16 protein-coding genes and 1 tRNA gene are annotated in these 17124 nt (G+C 73.3%); 10 read left to right on the top strand and 7 right to left on the bottom strand.

All coding sequences use genetic code 11. From position 1 onward, the window contains the following. Positions 1-156: 156 nt before the first annotated feature. The 5 genes from ACFXG1_RS02570 (at position 157) to ACFXG1_RS02550 (ending at position 8096) form a co-directional block, all read left to right on the top strand. A complete protein-coding gene (locus tag ACFXG1_RS02570) occupies positions 157-1815 on the top strand; it encodes a beta-N-acetylhexosaminidase (protein WP_384740418.1) in 1659 nt (552 codons plus the stop codon). Between the two features lie 403 nt (positions 1816-2218). Next, positions 2219-3118, top strand: coding sequence for an FAD binding domain-containing protein (locus ACFXG1_RS02565; protein ID WP_384740415.1), 900 nt, complete (start codon positions 2219-2221; stop codon positions 3116-3118). A 230-nt stretch (positions 3119-3348) separates the two neighbouring features. Then, entirely contained in the window at positions 3349-5067 is a 1719-nt protein-coding gene (locus ACFXG1_RS02560; protein WP_384713295.1) for a 2Fe-2S iron-sulfur cluster-binding protein, read from the top strand. Further along, positions 5064-7394, top strand: coding sequence for a xanthine dehydrogenase family protein molybdopterin-binding subunit (locus ACFXG1_RS02555; RefSeq protein ID WP_384713276.1), 2331 nt, complete (start codon positions 5064-5066; stop codon positions 7392-7394). Before ACFXG1_RS02560 ends, ACFXG1_RS02555 begins: the two co-directional genes overlap by 4 nt. A gap of 138 nt (positions 7395-7532) precedes the next feature. Continuing rightward, positions 7533-8096 (top strand): AAA family ATPase, encoded by a 564-nt coding sequence (locus tag ACFXG1_RS02550; RefSeq protein ID WP_384713278.1) that lies wholly within the window; start codon positions 7533-7535, stop codon positions 8094-8096. Positions 8097-8285: 189 nt separating this feature from the next. Here the strand turns inward: ACFXG1_RS02550 and ACFXG1_RS02545 are convergent. Continuing rightward, positions 8286-8357: transfer RNA gene (locus ACFXG1_RS02545), tRNA-Cys, on the bottom strand. A 252-nt stretch (positions 8358-8609) separates the two neighbouring features. Between ACFXG1_RS02545 and ACFXG1_RS02540 the strand changes: the two genes are divergently transcribed. The 5 genes from ACFXG1_RS02540 to ACFXG1_RS02520 all read left to right on the top strand — a co-directional run bounded on the left by ACFXG1_RS02540 (position 8610) and on the right by ACFXG1_RS02520 (position 14196). Then, positions 8610-10193: an MFS transporter gene (locus ACFXG1_RS02540; RefSeq protein WP_384740411.1), complete on the top strand. Its 1584-nt coding sequence runs from the start codon at positions 8610-8612 to the stop codon at positions 10191-10193. A 70-nt stretch (positions 10194-10263) separates the two neighbouring features. Continuing rightward, on the top strand, positions 10264-10476 hold the full coding sequence (locus tag ACFXG1_RS02535) for a CopG family transcriptional regulator (protein WP_384713284.1): 213 nt from the start codon (positions 10264-10266) through the stop codon (positions 10474-10476). A 33-nt stretch (positions 10477-10509) separates the two neighbouring features. After that, a complete protein-coding gene (locus tag ACFXG1_RS02530; RefSeq protein WP_384713286.1) occupies positions 10510-10926 on the top strand; it encodes a type II toxin-antitoxin system death-on-curing family toxin in 417 nt (138 codons plus the stop codon). A gap of 224 nt (positions 10927-11150) precedes the next feature. Then, positions 11151-12941 carry a DEAD/DEAH box helicase gene (locus ACFXG1_RS02525; RefSeq protein ID WP_384713289.1) on the top strand — a complete coding sequence of 597 codons (1791 nt, stop codon included), beginning with the start codon at positions 11151-11153 and terminating at the stop codon, positions 12939-12941. A gap of 34 nt (positions 12942-12975) precedes the next feature. Then, the gene (locus tag ACFXG1_RS02520) at positions 12976-14196 is read left to right on the top strand and encodes a glycosyltransferase (RefSeq protein WP_384740407.1); all 1221 of its coding nucleotides are present in this window, start codon (positions 12976-12978) and stop codon (positions 14194-14196) included. Here the strand turns inward: ACFXG1_RS02520 and ACFXG1_RS02515 are convergent. The 6 genes from ACFXG1_RS02515 to ACFXG1_RS02490 form a co-directional block, all read right to left on the bottom strand. Beyond that, positions 14169-14711, bottom strand: coding sequence for a hypothetical protein (locus tag ACFXG1_RS02515; protein ID WP_384724337.1), 543 nt, complete (start codon positions 14709-14711; stop codon positions 14169-14171). The genes ACFXG1_RS02520 and ACFXG1_RS02515 overlap by 28 nt on opposite strands. A 124-nt stretch (positions 14712-14835) precedes the next feature. Then, positions 14836-15207: a hypothetical protein gene (locus ACFXG1_RS02510; RefSeq protein WP_384740403.1), complete on the bottom strand. Its 372-nt coding sequence runs from the start codon at positions 15205-15207 to the stop codon at positions 14836-14838. Positions 15208-15218: 11 nt separating this feature from the next. Beyond that, positions 15219-15995: an SAM-dependent methyltransferase gene (locus ACFXG1_RS02505; RefSeq protein WP_384740400.1), complete on the bottom strand. Its 777-nt coding sequence runs from the start codon at positions 15993-15995 to the stop codon at positions 15219-15221. Positions 15996-16000: 5 nt separating this feature from the next. Continuing rightward, the gene (locus tag ACFXG1_RS02500) at positions 16001-16600 is read right to left on the bottom strand and encodes a hypothetical protein (RefSeq protein ID WP_384740398.1); all 600 of its coding nucleotides are present in this window, start codon (positions 16598-16600) and stop codon (positions 16001-16003) included. Positions 16601-16605: 5 nt separating this feature from the next. Next, a complete protein-coding gene (locus tag ACFXG1_RS02495; RefSeq protein ID WP_384740396.1) occupies positions 16606-16770 on the bottom strand; it encodes a hypothetical protein in 165 nt (54 codons plus the stop codon). Beyond that, entirely contained in the window at positions 16767-17000 is a 234-nt protein-coding gene (locus tag ACFXG1_RS02490; protein ID WP_384715419.1) for a hypothetical protein, read from the bottom strand. Before ACFXG1_RS02490 ends, ACFXG1_RS02495 begins: the two co-directional genes overlap by 4 nt. Between the last annotated feature and the right edge of the window lie 124 nt (positions 17001-17124).

The raw sequence follows: 17124 nt of genomic DNA, 5'->3' as shown, positions 1-17124 counted from the left end.
CAGGCGGTACCGGCCGACGGGGAACGGCAAGGCCCGACAAGGCCCGGCAAGACCGACGGGGGACGGTAAGGCCCGACACGGACCCACGGGGAACGACGGCGACCGACCAGCCGACACGTCACGCCCGGCGACCCCGGGCAGGAGGGAAACAACGGCATGAGCGACACAGAGGCGGCACCCGGACCCACCGGGCTGATCCCGGCACCGGTCTCGGTGACGGCCGCGCCCGAGGGCGGGAGCTTCACCCCGGACACCGCGACCGAGCTCGCCGCGGGCCCCGGCACCGGGACCGCCGAGCGCTGGCTGCGCGGCACCGTGGGCGCCGCCCTCGGACTGCCGCTGCCGCCCGGTGAGCCCGGCGGGTCCAACACCGTCACGCTCGCCGTGGACCCGTCGCTGGCGGCCGAGGCGTACCGGCTGACCGTCACCGCCGGCGGGGTGGAGATCCGCGGCGGCGACGGCGCCGGGGTCTTCTGGGGCGCGCAGACCCTGCGCCAGCTCCTGGGGCCGGGTGCCTTCCGGGCCGCGCCCGCCGCCGGTTCGACGGTCGCCGCGCTCCCCGCGGGGACCGTCGAGGACGCGCCCCGCTTCGGCTGGCGCGGTCTGATGCTGGACGTGGCCCGGCACTTCACGCCCAAGAACGACGTGCTGCGGATGCTCGATCTGCTCGCCGCGCACAAACTCAACGTCTTCCACTTCCATCTCACCGACGACCAGGGCTGGCGCATCGAGATCAAGCGCCATCCGAAGCTCACCGAGGCCGGTGCCTGGCGGCCCCGGACGAAATGGGGGCACCGTTTCTCGGAGCTGTGGGACGAGAAGCCGTACGGCGGTTACTACACCCAGGACGACATCCGGGAAATCGTCGCCTACGCCGCCGAGCGCCATATCCGGGTCGTTCCCGAGATCGACATCCCCGGCCACTCGCAGGCCGCGATCGCGGCCTATCCGGAACTCGGCAACACCGATGTCGTCGACACCGCTTCCCTCACCCCCTGGGACACCTGGGGCGTCAATCCGAACGTCCTCGCCCCGACCGAGGAGACCCTGCGGTTCTACGAGGGCGTGCTGGAGGAGGTCCTCGACCTCTTCCCGGCCGAGGTCTCGCCCTTCGTCCACATGGGCGGCGACGAGTGCCCCAAGGACCAGTGGAAGGAGTCGCCCGCCGCGCAGGCCCGGATCCGGGAGCTGGGCGTCGGCGACGAGGACGGCCTCCAGTCCTGGTTCATCCGGCATTTCGACACCTGGCTCGCCGCCCGCGGCCGGCGGCTCATCGGCTGGGACGAGATCCTGGAGGGCGGCCTCGCGCCCGGCGCGACGGTCTCCTCCTGGCGCGGCTACGCGGGCGGGATCGAGGCCGCGCGGGCCGGCCACGACGTGGTGATGTGCCCCGAGCAGCAGGTCTATCTCGACCACCGCCAGGACGGCGGGCCCGACGAGCCCATGCCGATCGGCTACGTCCGCACCCTGGAGGACGTCTACCGCTTCGAGCCCGTACCGCCGGACCTCGAACCGGAGGCGGCGGTCCGGATCCTGGGCACCCAGGCCAATGTCTGGACCGAGGTGATGCAGGAGCGGGCCCGCGTCGACTACCAGGTCTTCCCGCGGCTCGCCGCCTTCGCCGAGGTGGCCTGGTCGGCGCTGCCCGCCCCGGCGGAGCGCGACTACGCGGGCTTCGCCGCCCGGATGGGTGCGCACTATCCGCGGCTGGACGCCCTCGGCGTCGACTACCGCCGCCCCGAAGGGCCCCGGCCCTGGCAGAAGCGTCCCGGCGTCAAGGGCTTCCCCCGCGAGGGCGCGCCGCCGAACGTGTGACCGTCCCCGGCCGGTCCCCGGTCCGGTCCCGGCCCCCGGTGCCCCGCGTACGACGCGCGGGGGACCGGGGGCCGCTCGCGCGCGCTCCGCGAACCGGTCGAACCCCGGGCGTCAACGGGGGAATCGTACGATTCATCTGTCATCCGCCGTCCACCGCCTTTTACCCGCCGAATGGTTGTGAAGGTGTCCGATGGTGGCCGACGGGTACTGATGGGGGCGGAAAGGTGATGCGGCTGAAAGAGGTGCATCCAGCAAGGAAGGGGACAATCGTCGCGGACAGGCCCTTCGTGGACCCTCGCGGCGGTCGGCTCGGAAGATGTGCCAGAGTTGCCACGTCCGGGCTGTGAGCACGTACGGTACGGCAACACAGGCGGGACGCCGGACACCGGGAAGGGGCAGCTGGGTGACCACGCACGCACCGCAGACATCGCAGTCGGTGACGCTGCCGGCTTCGCTCGACGAGGCCGTGGCGGCGCTGACCGCCATGCCCGCAGCCGTGCCGGTCGCGGGCGGAACCGACCTCATGGCCGCGGTCAACCGGGGGCAGTTGCGGCCCTCGGGACTCGTCGGACTCGGCCGTATCAGCGAGATCCGCGGCTGGCGCTACCAGGACGGCGGACACGCCCTCCTCGGCGCCGGACTCACCCATGCCCGCATGGGACGGCCCGACTTCGCCGCGCTCATCCCGGCGCTCGCCGCCTCGGCGCGCGCCGCGGGACCGCCGCAGATCCGCAACGCCGGGACCCTGGGCGGCAATATCGCCTCCGCCGCGCCGACCGGGGACACCCTGCCCGTCCTCGCCGCGCTGGAGGCCGAGCTGATCATCGCCGGGCCCGGCGGCGTCCGCCGCGAGATCCCGGTCGCCCAGCTGCTCGCGGGCCGCGATCTGCTGGGCCCCGCCGAACTCGTCGGCTACGTCCGCGTTCCCCTGCTCCACGCGCCCCAGGTGTTCCTCAAGGCCACCGGCAGGACCGGCCCGGGACGGGCGACCGCGTCCGTCGCGGTCGTCCTCGACCCGCAGCGGCGCGGGGTGCGCTGCGCCGTCGGCGCCATCGCGCCGATGCCGCTGCGCCCGCTGGAAGCGGAACGCTGGATCGCGTCACTCATCGACTGGGACGGCGAGCGGGGTCTCGCGGTCGAGGCGCTGGCGGCCTTCGGCGACTATGTCGCCGCCGCCTGCATCCCCGACCCGGAGCCCGCCGCCCCGGGCGAGGAGCCGCAACGGCTGCCGCCCGCGGTTCTGCATCTGCGGCGTACGGTCGCCGCGCTGGCCCGGCGCGCGCTGGGGAGGGCGCTGTCGTGAACAACAACAACGGCAATAACAGCAACACCGGCAACGACCACCCGCCGGGCGGCGAACACCCCGGTGATCAGGGGCACCTCGGTCACCAGGGCCACGAGGGCCACCAGGAGCACCGGGGCCACCCCGGCCACCCCGGTCACCCGGAACATCAGGTTCACCACGGTCACCAGGACAATCAGGGTCACCACCCCGGCTATCCGCAGCCCTCCGGGCACGGCGGCTGGCAGCCCATGCCCCAGGGCGCGTTCGACCACGAGGCGACCGCGTTCGTCCAGCTGCCGTCGGAGGACCAGCTGCGGGCCGCGCCGCTGGAGGCGCCGGGCCACGGCTTCGTACCGCCGATGATCCTGCCGCTGACACCCGTCGCCGATCCGCAGATCCCGCCGCAGGCACGTCTTCCGCACGACGGGGGTACGGTTCCCGGCCATGTGCCGGGCGGCTGGCCCGAGCCCGAGTCCGGCACCGTGCCGCACCCCGACGACCCGCACGCCACCGGCCAGTGGGCCTTCCAGGAGGTCGTGGACCAGCGGGGGCCCGCGGCCCCCAGCGATGTCACGGGGCAGTGGACGATCCCGGTCGCCCGCGGTGATCTGCCGGAGGAGACCGGCGAGTACACCACGGCCATGCTCCGGGCCCAGCAGTGGAACGCCCCTCCGGCGCCGTCCGGACACTCCATGACCGAGCCGCACCCCGGACTCCACCCCGAACTCCACCCGGACCTCCACCCGGAGGCCCCGCAGGCCGCCGCGGCGGCGCCTTGGGCGCCCTCCGACGCCCCCGCGACCCTGCCGGGCGGGGCCGCGGCGCCCTGGGCCGCGCACCCCGTCGCCGAGCCGGTGGCACAGCCGCACACCGAACCGGCCGAGCGGATCGAGCCGGTGGTGCCCGTGGTGCCTGTGGCGCCGGTGGAGCAGGCCGCGCCCGTGGTGCCTGTGGTGCCTGTGGTGCCTGTGGCGTCCGTGGAGCCCGTCGAGGAAGCCGCGCCCGCCGAGCCGGTCGAGCACGCCGAAGCCGTCGCGCCCGTCGTCGAGCGGCCCGCTCCCCACCCGGAGCATCCGCCGGTGGCCGACGCCCCCGCCGACGTAGCGGATCCCGGCCACGAGGCCGAGCCGGTCGCGGATTCCGAGCCCGAGCCCGAGGCCGTCGCTGCGGAACCGGCCGAACTCGTAGCCACCGAAGCCACCGAGGCGCCCGACGCCTCCGCCGACGTAGCGGATCCCGAGCCGGAACCCGCGGCCGACACCGCGCCCGAACCCGAACCGGAGTCCGAACCGGAATCCGAACCGGAACCGGAAGTCCCGTTCGTTCCCGCCTTCGAGGAGCACCCGCCGACCTCGTACGTCCTGCGCGTCAACGGCACCGACCGGCCCGTCACGGACGCCTGGATCGGCGAGTCGCTGCTGTACGTGCTCCGCGAGCGCCTCGGCCTCGCCGGTGCCAAGGACGGCTGCTCCCAGGGCGAGTGCGGCGCCTGCAACGTCCAGGTCGACGGCCGGCTCGTCGCCTCCTGCCTGGTGCCCGCGGCCACCGCCGCCGGAACCGAGGTCCGCACCGTCGAAGGCCTCGCCGAACACGGCGAACCCTCCGACGTCCAGCGCGCCCTCGCCCGGAACTGCGCCGTCCAGTGCGGCTTCTGCATCCCCGGGATGGCCATGACCGTCCACGACCTGCTGGAAGGCAACCACAGCCCCACCGAACTGGAGACCCGGCAGGCCCTGTGCGGCAATCTCTGCCGCTGCTCCGGCTACCGCGGTGTGCTCGACGCCGTCGACCAGGTCGTCGCCGAGCGCGAGGCGAGCGCGGCGGCGGCCGAGGCGGACCCCGGCCAGCACCGGCCCGGCGGCCCCCCGGTCCCCGGAGCCCCCGTTCCGGAAGCCCGTATTCCACACCAGGCGCCTCCCGGTGCGGGTAGTGTGCAGCCCCACCCCCATGACGGAGGCATGGCGTGAGCAGCGACGCCACCGCGACCACCACGGCGACCCTCCCGGCGGCCTCGGCCCCGGGCTCCCAGGGACCCGTACCGGACCCGCCCGTGCACGGCATCGGCGCGTCCCTGCCCGCGGCCGACGCCCGCGCCAAGACCGAGGGCACCTTCCCGTACGCCTCCGACCTCTGGGCCGAGGGCCTGCTGTGGGCGGCCATCCTCCGCTCGCCGCACCCGCACGCCCGGATCGTCTCCGTCGACACCTCCGCCGCGCGGGAGATGAAGGGCGTCCGGGCCGTGATCACCCATCACGACATCCCCGGCGACTCCGCCTACGGCCGCCGCGTCGCCGACCGGCCCGTCTTCGCCGCCGACCTGGTCCGCCACCACGGCGAGGCGATCGCCGCCGTCGCCGCCGACCATCCGGACACCGCCCGGCTCGCCGCCCTCGCCATCGTCGTCGAGTACGAGATCCTGGAACCGGTCACGGACCCGGAACTCGCCTTCGAGGCCCCGCCGCTGCACCCCGACGGCAACCTCATCCGGCATATCCCGCTGCGCTACGGCGACCCCGACATCACCGGCGACGTGATCGTCGAGGGGCTGTACCGCATCGGCCGCCAGGACCCCGCGCCCGTCGGCGCCGAGGCCGGACTCGCCGTACCCCGCCCCGACGGGGGCGTCGAACTGTACGTCGCCTCCACCGACCCGCACACCGACCGCGACCTGGCCGCCGCCTGCTTCGGCCTCGACCCCGACCGGGTCAAGGTCGTCGTCACCGGGGTGCCCGGCGCCACCTCCGACCGCGAGGACCCCGGCTTCCAGCTCCCCCTCGGACTGCTGGCGCTGCGCACCGGCTGCCCGGTGAAGCTCACCGCCACCCGCGACGAGTCGTTCCTCGGGCACGCCCACCGCCACCCCACGCTCCTGCGCTACCGGCACCACGCCGACGCCGAGGGCCGCCTGGTGAAGGTGGAGGCCCAACTGCTGCTGGACTCCGGCGCCTACGCCGACTCGTCGTCCGAGTCGCTGGCCGCCGCCGTCGCCTTCGCCTGCGGCCCGTACGTCGTCCCGCACGCCTTCATCGAGGGCTGGGCGGTCCGTACCAACAACCCCCCGTCGGGCCATGTGCGCGGCGAGGGCGCCATGCAGGTCTGCGCCGCCTATGAGGCGCAGATGGACAAACTGGCCAACAAGCTCGGCCTCGACCCGACCGACCTGCGGCTCCGCAACGTCCTCGCCACCGGGGACATCCTCCCCACCGGCCAGACCGTGACCTGCCCCGCGCCCGTCGCCGAACTGCTGGAAGCGGTACGCGACCATCCGCTCCCGCCGCTCCCCAAGGACTCGCCCGAGGACGACTGGCTCCTCCCCGGCGGACCCGAGGGCGCCGGGGAACCGGCCGCCGTGCGCCGGGGCGTCGGCTACGCCCTCGGCATGGTCCATATGCTGGGCGCCGAAGGCACCGACGAGGTGTCCACGGCCACGGTCAAGGTCCAGGACGGCATCGCGACCGTCATCTGCGCGGCGGTGGAGACCGGCTCCGGCTTCACCACCCTGGCCCGGCAGATCGTCCAGGAGACCCTCGGGGTCGACGAGGTCCATGTGGCCTCCGTCGACACCGACCAGCCCCCGGCGGGCCCGGCCTGCCACGGACGGCACACCTGGGTCTCCGGCGGCGCGGTCGAGCGGGCCGCGAAGATGGTCCGCACCCAGCTCCTCCAGCCGCTGGCGCATCAGTTCGGGATGTCCACGGAGCTGCTCCAGATCGCCGACGGCAAGATCACCTCGTACGACGGGGTGCTCTCGGTCACCGTCGCCGAGGCGCTGGAGGGCAAGGAGCTGTGGGCCACCGCGCAATGCCGCCCGCATCCCACCGAGCCGCTGGACGAGACCGGGCAGGGCGACGCCTTCGTCGGCCTCGCGTTCTGCGCGGTCCGCGCGGTCGTCGACGTCGACATCGAACTCGGCTCGATCCGGGTCGTGGAGATGGCGGTCGCCCAGGACGTGGGCCGGATCCTCAACCCGGCGCAGCTCGCCGTCCGGATCGAGGCCGGTGTCACCCTCGGTGTGGGCACGGCGCTCACGGAGAACCTCCGCACCAACCGGGGTGTCGTACGCCGCCCCGACCTGACGGGCTACGCCCTGCCGACGGCGCTCGACGCGCCGGACATCCGGATCGTGAAGCTCGTGGAGGAACGGGACGTGGTGGCGCCGTTCGGCGCGAAGGCGGCGAGCGCGGTGCCGGTGGTGACGTCGCCGGCGGCGGTGGCGGCGGCCGTCCGCGCCGCGACGGGCCGCCCGGTCAACCGCCTCCCCATCCGCCCCCAGGCGGCCGTGGTCCAGGGGTAGCCCCCTGGCCCCGTGCCGCCGGGCCGCCGGTGCGGGGGGACCCCCAGCGCCCCTGACCACCTCCACCTGCCCGCCCGACACCGGCCCCGTACCCAAAAACCGTGGAACGGCCCCCGCCCCGCCGCTTAGCGTCACCCCATGACCGACTCCGCTCACCTCCGGCACCTCGACTCCTCCGTCGTCCTCGTCACCGGCGTCATGGCCGCCGGGAAGTCCACCGTCGCCCAGGCCCTGGCCGAGCGGCTGCCCCGTTCCGCGCATGTCCGTGGGGACGCCTTCCGCCGGATGATGGTGTCCGGTGCGGCGGAGATGAGCGCCGACGCGGACGCCCGTGACGTCGTACGGGAGCAGTTGCGGCTGCGTCACCGGATCTCCGCGCACACCGCCGATCTGTACGCGGACGCGGGCTGGACGGCCGTCGTCCAGGACATCGTGATCGGCGACGCGCTGCCGGAGTACGTGGCCATGGTCCGTACCCGCCCCCTCTATGTCGTCGTCCTCGCGCCCCGGCCGGATGTGATCGCCGCGCGGGAGGAGGCGCGGGCGAAGACGGGCTACGGCCTCGGCTGGACCCCCGAGGGTCTCGACGCGGTCCTGCGCGACGAGACGCCGGCGATCGGGCTGTGGCTGGACTCCGGCGGTCTGACGGTCGAGGAGACCGTGGACGCCATCCTGGGGAAACTGGACGAGGCACGGGTCTGAGTCGCCGGGCGCCTCGGGCGCCGTACGCCCCGTACGCGACGGGTGCCGGGCGCTCCGTCGTACCGGGCGGCGGACATGCCACGGGGTACGGACACGCCACGGGTCCGGCCGTCCACCCTCCGCCGTGGGGGACGACCGGACCCGTTTCCCGTGTTGCCATGGTCCGCCCGCCATGAAGCGCGCGTCCCGAGACCGTGACCGGATTCGAACCGGCGTGACTCGTTTTGCAGACGAGGCCCTGAACCACTCGGGTACACGGTCGTGGGGTTCCCCCGCCGGTGTCGCGGTGGTCTCCCTGGCCACGACCGTAGGGGGCGCCGCCCGCGCGGGCCAAGAGATCCACGCGCCCCGCAATACGACCGCCATGCTCCGTTCACATACGCCTCCCCGGTATGCGCCCGGCACCTGCCCGGCTCCCGCGGACACCTTCTCGGAGGCGTAGGACCAACGGACCAGCCCGATCCCCGCCCCGCGACAGCTCCCATAGTTGCCTAAGCCACTTACCCTTGGCTGATGAGCGCCCTCGAACCCCGTGACCCGGAGGTCACCCCACAGCCCGCAGGCCCCGTCATATCCCCCGTATCCCCGGCGCGGTCCCCGATCCAGGAGGGTCCGGTCGCCGTGGACACCGGGCCAGGACCGGGGGGCGACGGCAAGGGTGACGGCAAGGGCGACGGGGTACTCGACAGTACCTACCGGGCGCTCAGTATCGGCATCATCGCCGTCGTTCTCCTGATCGCCTTCGAGGCGACCGCCGTCGGTACCGCGATGCCCGTCGCGGCCCGCGAGCTGAACGGCGTCGAGGTCTACGCCTTCGCCTTCTCCTCCTACTTCACCACCAGCCTCCTCGCGATGGTCCTGGCCGGGCAGTGGGCCGACCGGGACGGGCCGCTGCGCCCCCTCGCCACCGGTATCGCCGCCTTCGGCGCCGGCCTGGTGCTGTCCGGGACCGCGAACGCGATGTGGCTGTTCATCCTCGGCCGCGCCGTCCAGGGCTTCGGCGGCGGCCTCGTGATCGTCAGCCTGTACGTGGTCATCGGGCGGGCCTACCCCGAACATCTGCGGCCCAAGATCCTCGCCGCCTTCGCCGCGAGCTGGATCATCCCGTCGATCGTCGGCCCGCTGGCCTCCGGGACGGTCACCGAGCAGCTCGGCTGGCGCTGGGTGTTCCTCGGCATCCCCGCGCTCGTGGTCTTCCCGCTGGCGCTGGCGCTGCCCGCGATCCGCCGGATGGCCTCGGGCCCCGCGGATCCGAACGCGCCCCGGCAGCCGTTCGACCGCCGCAGGACCCGGCTGGCGCTGGGCATCTCCGTCGGCGCCGGACTGCTCCAGTACTCGGCGCAGGACCTGGCCTGGCTCTCCCTGATCCCGGCTGCGGCCGGCGCGGCGCTGCTGGTGCCCGCCGTCCTGGGCCTGCTCCCGAAGGGCACCTACCTGGCCGCGCGCGGACTGCCGTCCGTGGTCCTGCTGCGGGGCGTGGCCGCGGGCTCCTTCATCGCCGCCGAGTCGTTCATCCCGCTGATGCTGGTGACCCAGCGCGGCCTCTCCCCGACGATGGCGGGCTTCTCCCTGGCCGCCGGCGGCCTCACCTGGGCGCTGGGTTCCTTCCTCCAGTCCCGGCCGCGGGTGGAGCCGTACCGGGAACGCCTGATGTCCACCGGCATGGTCCTGTGCGCGGCGGCCATCGCGGCGGCACCCCTCGTCCTCATCGACTCCGTCCCCGTGTGGACCCTCGCCGTGGGCTGGGCCGTCGGCTGCTTCGGTATGGGCATGGTCATCGCGTCGACCAGCGTGATGCTCCTGAAGCTCTCCGCCCCCGAGGAGGCCGGGGCCAACTCGGCGTCCCTCCAGATCTCCGACGGCCTCTCCAACATCATGCTGCTGGCGGCGGGCGGCGCGGCCTTCGCGGCGCTCGGCGGCGGCTCGGTCGCCCACCACGCCACCACGGCGGCGGAGTCCTCCGGCGGATCCCACCCGGCGGCGTTCGCGGTGGTCTTCCTCCCGATGGCGGTGGTCGCCCTGATCGGCGCGTGGGTCGCGACGCGGGTGAAGGCTCCACCGGTGGCGGCGACGGCGACGGCGACGGCGACGGCGTAAGGGGCCACTGGTCCGCCGTACCCGGGAAAACCCGTACGGCTCCGGTCCGCCCGCCCGCTACCTTCGCCCCATGACCACGATGGAACTCCGCCTCACCGCCGACCGGTACGAGGCCCTGGCCGCCCGCGCCGAGGCCGCCGGAGCCGACCCGCACACGCTCGTGCTCGCCGCGCTCGACGACTATCTGGCCCGGGCGACGGCGGAGGACCGCCCGGAGGTCCGCCGGATCGGCACGGAGTACGCCCGCCGCCAGGCCGGGCTGCTGCGACGGCTGGGGGAGTAGGCCGTGGGACTCGGATGGGGACCGGGACAGGGAATGGGACCGGGACCGAGACTGCTGACGGAGGCCGAGGCCGGGGATCTCGCCGAGATCGGCTTCGGCGGGCCCGTGGGCGTCCGGGACGCGGGCCTGCTGGCTTCGGCCGTCCACCGGCCCGGGGCGCGGATGTACGGCGTGGAGGCGTACCCCGACACCTTCGGGAAGGCGGCGGCGCTGCTGCACGCTCTCGCCGTGAACCACCCCCTCGTCGACGGCAACAAGCGGATGGCCTGGCTCTCCACGGCCGTCTTCCTCCACCTCAACGGCGAGGACATGCGCGACGTCGACCAGGACGCCGCGTACGACCTGGTCGTGGGTGTCGCGTCGGGCACGGTGGCGGAGATGCCGGAGATCGCGGTACGGCTCCGGGAGCTGCGGGCCGGCGCGCAGGGCAGCGGAGGCGACTTCGTGTGAGGTAGGTCGCACCCGCCGAGGCCCCGGCCTCGTCCGGCCCGGACCGCATCGGAGGCACCGGTAGGGTGGCCCGGTTGTCATACCGAGCCCCTGCCGGGGCCCGGCCGACGACTCGCCCGCCGACCGCCCGACGACCGACTGAGAGCCGCCCGCGGCACACCGCCCGACTGAGTGCCGCACACCGCCCGACGCCCGCCGCCCGACGACCCGCCGCACCGGAGACCGTGACTACTACCGCCTCCCACTCACACCACCTCTCCCCGGCCTATCCCGGCCGCGCCCCCTGGGGCACGGCGGGCAAGCTGCGCGCCTGGCAGCAGGGGGCCATGGACAAGTACGTGCAGGAGCAGCCGCGGGACTTCCTCGCGGTCGCCACCCCCGGCGCCGGGAAGACCACCTTCGCGCTGACGCTCGCGTCCTGGATGCTCCACCACCATGTGGTCCAGCAGGTGACCGTCGTCGCCCCGACCGAGCATCTGAAGAAGCAGTGGGCCGCCGCGGCGGCGCGGATAGGGATCAAGCTGGACCCGGATTACAGCGCCGGTCCGCTGAGCAAGGAGTACCACGGCGTCGCCGTGACGTACGCGGGCGTCGGAGTCCGCCCGATGCTCCACCGCAACCGCTGCGAGCAGCGGAAGACCCTCGTCATCCTCGACGAGATCCACCACGCGGGCGACTCCAAGTCGTGGGGCGAGGCGTGTCTGGAGGCGTTCGACCCGGCGACGCGGCGGCTGGCGCTGACCGGTACGCCCTTCCGGTCGGACACCAACCCCATCCCCTTCGTCACCTACGAGGAGGGCAACGACGGTATCCGCCGCTCCTCCGCCGACTACACCTACGGTTACGGACACGCCCTCGGCGACGGCGTCGTGCGACCCGTCATCTTCCTCTCGTACAGCGGCAATATGCGCTGGCGCACCAAGGCCGGTGACGAGATCGCGGCCCGCCTCGGCGAGCCGATGACCAAGGACGCGATCTCCCAGGCGTGGCGGACGGCGCTCGACGCGCGCGGCGAGTGGATGCCGAATGTGCTGCGCGCCGCCGATCAGCGGCTCACCGAGGTCCGCAAGTCCATCCCGGACGCGGGCGGCCTCGTGATCGCCGCCGACCAGGACTCGGCGCGGGCGTACGCCAAACTCATCCGGGAGATCACCGGGACGAAGGCGACCGTCGTCCTCTCCGACGACGCGGGCGCGTCCAAACGGATCGACGAGTACAGCGAGAGCACCGAGCGGTGGATGGTCGCCGTCCGGATGGTGTCCGAGGGTGTCGACGTCCCCCGGCTGGCGGTCGGGGTGTACGCGACCACCATCTCCACCCCCCTCTTCTTCGCCCAGGCCGTCGGGCGCTTCGTCCGCTCCCGCAGGCGCGGCGAGACCGCGTCCGTCTTCCTCCCCACCATCCCCATGCTCCTCGGCTTCGCCAACGAGATGGAGGTGGAGCGCGACCACGTCCTCGACCGCCCGAAGAAGGAGGGCGACGAGGACCCGTACGCCGAGTCCGAGAAGGAGATGGACGAGGCCAACAAGGCCCAGGACGAGGACACCGGCGAACAGGACCAGCTCCCCTTCGAGGCGCTGGAATCGGACGCCGTCTTCGACCGGGTCATGTACAACGGCGCCGAGTTCGGTATGCAGGCGCACCCGGGGAGCGAGGAGGAGCAGGACTACCTCGGCATCCCCGGCCTCCTCGAACCCGACCAGGTCGAGATGCTCCTCCAGAAGCGCCAGGCCCGTCAGATCGCCCACAGCCGCAAGAAGCCCGACACCGAGGCCGATCTGCTGGAACTCCCGGCGGAGCGCCGCCCCGTGGTCTCCCACAAGGAGCTGCTGGAGCTGCGGAAGCAGCTGAACACGATGGTCGGCGCGTACGTCCACCAGAGCGGCAAGCCCCACGGTGTGATCCACACCGAACTCCGCCGGGTCTGCGGCGGGCCCCCGAGCGCGGAGGCGACGGCGGGCCAGATCCGGGAACGGATCAAGAAGGTGCAGGAGTGGGCGACACGGATGCGCTGACGCGGGAACCGGCCGTGACGGTCGGGATCCCCCTATGCGGATTCTGATCGTCACGGCCGGCTCCCGTGGAGATGTCGCGCCCTTCACGGGCCTGGGCCGGCGTCTGCTGGACGCGGGCCATGAGGTCGCCGTCGCCGCCCATCCGTCCTTCGCCGCGCTCGTCGGCGGCTGCGGCCTCGGCTTCCGGCCGGTGCCGGGGGACCCGGAGGCACTGATCCGCGACTGGGCCCGGGCCGCGTCGCGGGCCGAGGCCCGCGCGTCGACCAGGGTGTACGTGGACGGGCTCGCCGACGGGGTGGCGGACGCCGTGGCGGGCGGTACCGATCTGGTGCTCACCCCCTTCGGCCCGGGACCGCTCAGCCGGACGGTCGGTGAGGCGTACGGAGTCCCCGTCGTCGGCACCTATCTCGTACCGGCCTTCGCCACCGGCGCCTTCCCGCTGCCCGGCGCACCGGACACCGACGACCTGGGCCCCGAGGGGAACCGCGCCGCCGGCCGGGCGGTCCTGAGCCGCGCGGATGGGCTCTTCGCGGACGCCGTGACCCGGCTGCGTACCCGCTTCGGACTCCCCGCCGACGCGCCACCGGTACGGGGCGACGACGCACCGGTCTTCCACGGCTTCAGCCCCCTGGTGGTGCCGCGCCCCGACGACTGGCCGTCCCGGGCCCGGGTGACGGGCTACTGGTGGCCCGCGCGGCCGGAGCGCTGGGAACCCCCGGCCGATCTCGTCGACTTCCTCGGGGCGGGCCCGCCGCCGGTGTTCATCGGGTTCGGCAGCATGGCACCGGGCCACGGGGAACGGCTCGGCGCACTGGTGGCCGGGGCGGTGCGGCGGGCGGGCGTACGGGCCGTGGTCCAGGCGGGCTGGGCCGGGCTGACCGGCGGCGACCGTACCGACGACGTCCTGACCGTGGGCGACGTCCCACACGACTGGCTGTTCCCCCGTACCGCGGCCGTCGTCCACCACGCGGGAGCGGGTACGACCGGGGCCGGACTGCGGGCCGGGGTGCCCGCCGTGCCGGTACCGGTGATGGCCGACCAGCTCTTCTGGGCTTCCCGGCTCCACCGGCTGGGAGTCGCCTCCCGGCCCCTGCCGTTCGGGGAACTCACCGCCGAATCCCTCGGGGCCGCGATCACGGAGTGCCTGTCCGAGCCGTCCCACCGCCGCCGCGCGGCCGAACTCGCCCACGGCATCGCCGCCGAGGACGGCGCCGCCGAGGTGCTGGGTCACCTCTCCCGGCGCCGCCGCCGGTAGTAGGCCACCGTCACCACCGCGAGCAGCGGCCCCCAGGCCAGCATCGGCAGATAGCAGGCGGTCATCAGCCAGTAGTCGACACCATCGGGCGACCCCGGCGCGCCCATGTTGTCCGCGTCGTTCCAGTTGAGAGCGCCGGCGAAGGTGACCCAGGTGACGAGCGCCGCGCCGACCGACGCCGGAACCACCGCGGCCGCCACGGGAATCCTCCGCCCGCCCAGGACCGGTACCCAGCGGGGCAGCTCCTCGCCCCACCGCTGCACAAGCCCCAGGGTGAGCAGCCCGACCGCCTCGGCGAACAGACTGAGCCCGATCAGATACAGGGACCCCCGGCCGGGGAAGTTCCCGGCCATCAGGACCCCCTCGGTGAACCCGGCGTCCCACCCCAGTGCGATGGCGACCCGCCACACCCCCGACGGCACCAGACTCCACGCGGCGGCGTGCGCCGCGACCCGAATGCCTCGGGGGACGCCGCCGCGTGTTCCTACGGGGACGGCGATGGTGGTGGCGCGCATGCTGAACTCCCCTGAGCCGGCGGCGATCCCGGCGACGAGGCCGGTTGACTCCCTCAAGCCTGGTCTCGGGGCCCGCGCGTTCCCATCCGCCGATCGGCACAGAATCGGCCCGCGTGGCCCGTACCTATCCGCCGGTCGGCAGAGATTCCGTCCTGGGCCCTGAGTTCGCCGCCGCCGGGATGGCTTTGGCGTGTCCGTTGGTGATGGTGATGTGCCATTGGTTTCCGGGTTGGTTGCCGTGGCAGTGGAGGTGGCCGGTGAAGGTGTGGTCGGGGAAGGTGTTGAGGGCGTGTTGGATCTGCTGGGTGAGGGCGTGGGTGTCGTGGCGTCGGGTGGTGAGGTGTGTGGCGTTGCCGGTGGTGTCGAGGTGGAGGATGAGGTCGCAGCCGTAGGGCGGGGTTTCGGGGTTGTCGGGGTGGTACGGAGTCGGCTGTGTCAGGTGCTGTGGGAGGGGCGGTTGGATTCGGATCTCGCCGGTGACGCGGATGGTGTGCACGGAGGGTTCTTTCAGGTGAGGTGTCCGATGGCGCTGTAGGTGTGGTCGGTGGGTGGTGCGTGGTTGTCGGTGTGGGTGGGGTGCCATTGGGCGGTGGGGACGAGGCCGGGGCCGATGGGGGTGAGGTGGGTGAAGAAGGCGGCGATCTCCTCGAAGCCCCGGGGGTAGGTCGGGAGCCCTGCGTCGGTCAGGAGGCGTGCGGCCCGGTGGATGGTCTGGGGGTCGTGTTCGTGGGTGAGGTGGGTGGCGACGAGGGCGCTGCGGGTGGGGAGGGCGTTGAGGAGGCGGCGTACGGCCGCGTGCGGTTGTTCGTGGTCGGCGATCTGGTCGAGGACGCCGGTGGCGACGAGTGCGACGGGCTTCCGCAGGTCGAGGTGGAGGGCGATGTCGGTGAGGATGTCGTCGGGTTGGCGCAGATCGCCGGTGAGGGACCGGATTCCGCTTCCGGCGTCTTCGTAGGCGGTGTTGAGGTGGGCGGTGACTTCGGGGTCGTGGTCGATGTACAGGACGCGGGTCCGGGTGTGGTGGTGCCGGGTGACGATGTGGTGGGTGGCGGGCGTGGTGTGGGGTGGCAGCCCGGGTCCGATCTCCACGATCTGCCCGATACCGAGCCCGGCGGTCACGAAGGACACGGCGCGGAGGTGGAAGGCGCGCGTGGCCCGGGCGACGGCATGGACGGGATACCCGATACCCACGAGCTGCCGCACCAGAGCCTCGTCCCCGGGGTAGCTGTCGCGTGCTTCGGCCGGGTCGCCGAGGGCGGCGTGGTGGACGCGGGCGCTGCTCACGGGCTTCATGGGAGGTGGGTGGGGGTGCAGCCGATGAGGCGGGTGACGGCGCGTTCGGCGAGGAGCCAGGGCAGTCGGGGGTCTTCGTGCGGCAGGGCTGCGGGGTGTGGGGTGGTGCCGGGGGTGTGGAGGGTGCCGTGGTAGCCCCACGGCCTGGGGTAGCGCACCCGTACCGCCGTATGCCCTTTTGCGAGCGCCGGACACTGCCGGAGGGCGAGTACGGCGCAGGGGGTGGGGCAGATGGGCGGGGTGAGGGTCAGCGCTTCCTCCACCGCTTCGTCAACGCCTGCGAGGAGCCACAGCCGGCCCTCGCGGGAGTGGGGCGGCTTCCGCCCGCAGACCTGGCACAGGAGCTGGTCGGCGGCTTTGTGCTGGCGCCGGGGATCGACCTGGTCGTACAGCGGATACCCACCCGCATCCGTGGAACGCCGCCCCCGCCCACGCGCGAGCAGCACCCCGTCGTACGTGCGGTCGTGCACGCCTTCGTCGGCGTAGGCGATCCCCCGCCCGCCAGGGGCGTGGACCAGGGGTTCGGGCAGCTCCGGCGCCCCGGACCACGGCGTGATCCACGGCACCACCCGCCCCCGGAACACCGGAAGCTCCATACCGGTCACCGGGCCACCACCCGATTCTCGAACACATCGAGAACGTGCTCCGGACAGGCGACAACACCCGGCCGCACCTCCACCGGCGCCGCCGTCTCCCGCCCACAGGCCCCGCACACCACCGCATCGACGACAGGCCGAGGCTCGGCCAACAGGCTCTCCAGGGTCACCTCATCCACCCCCGTTCCAGGGGTGTGGTCTCCGCCTGCGTACGGAAGAACTCCTGTGCCTGCTCCTTCGTCGGCCCCGTCCACGGCCGCGACCACGGGCTCACATACGGCGGCGGGACGGGGGCGGGCAGGCCGGCGAAATACGCGGCGGAGTGGCGCCCCGGGGCACGGTCGCGGAATCGCAGTAAGTCCCGTACAAGGGCGAACGCATGGGCGATAGAGTCACGCATACGGCTGATCAGCTCCTTCGCAAAGCTGGTCGGTCGAGCCCCGGTTCGGACCACCTGGCGAGGTACAGGTCCGCCGGGGCGCCTTGATGTCGTAGACCAGCCTTGCGAAAAGGAAAGACCCTGG

This window comes from Streptomyces sp. NPDC059248, assembly GCF_042753905.1.
In the GTDB taxonomy this organism is placed as follows: Bacteria; Actinomycetota; Actinomycetes; order Streptomycetales; family Streptomycetaceae; genus Streptomyces.
This window is presented reverse-complemented; position numbering and strand designations above follow the sequence as displayed.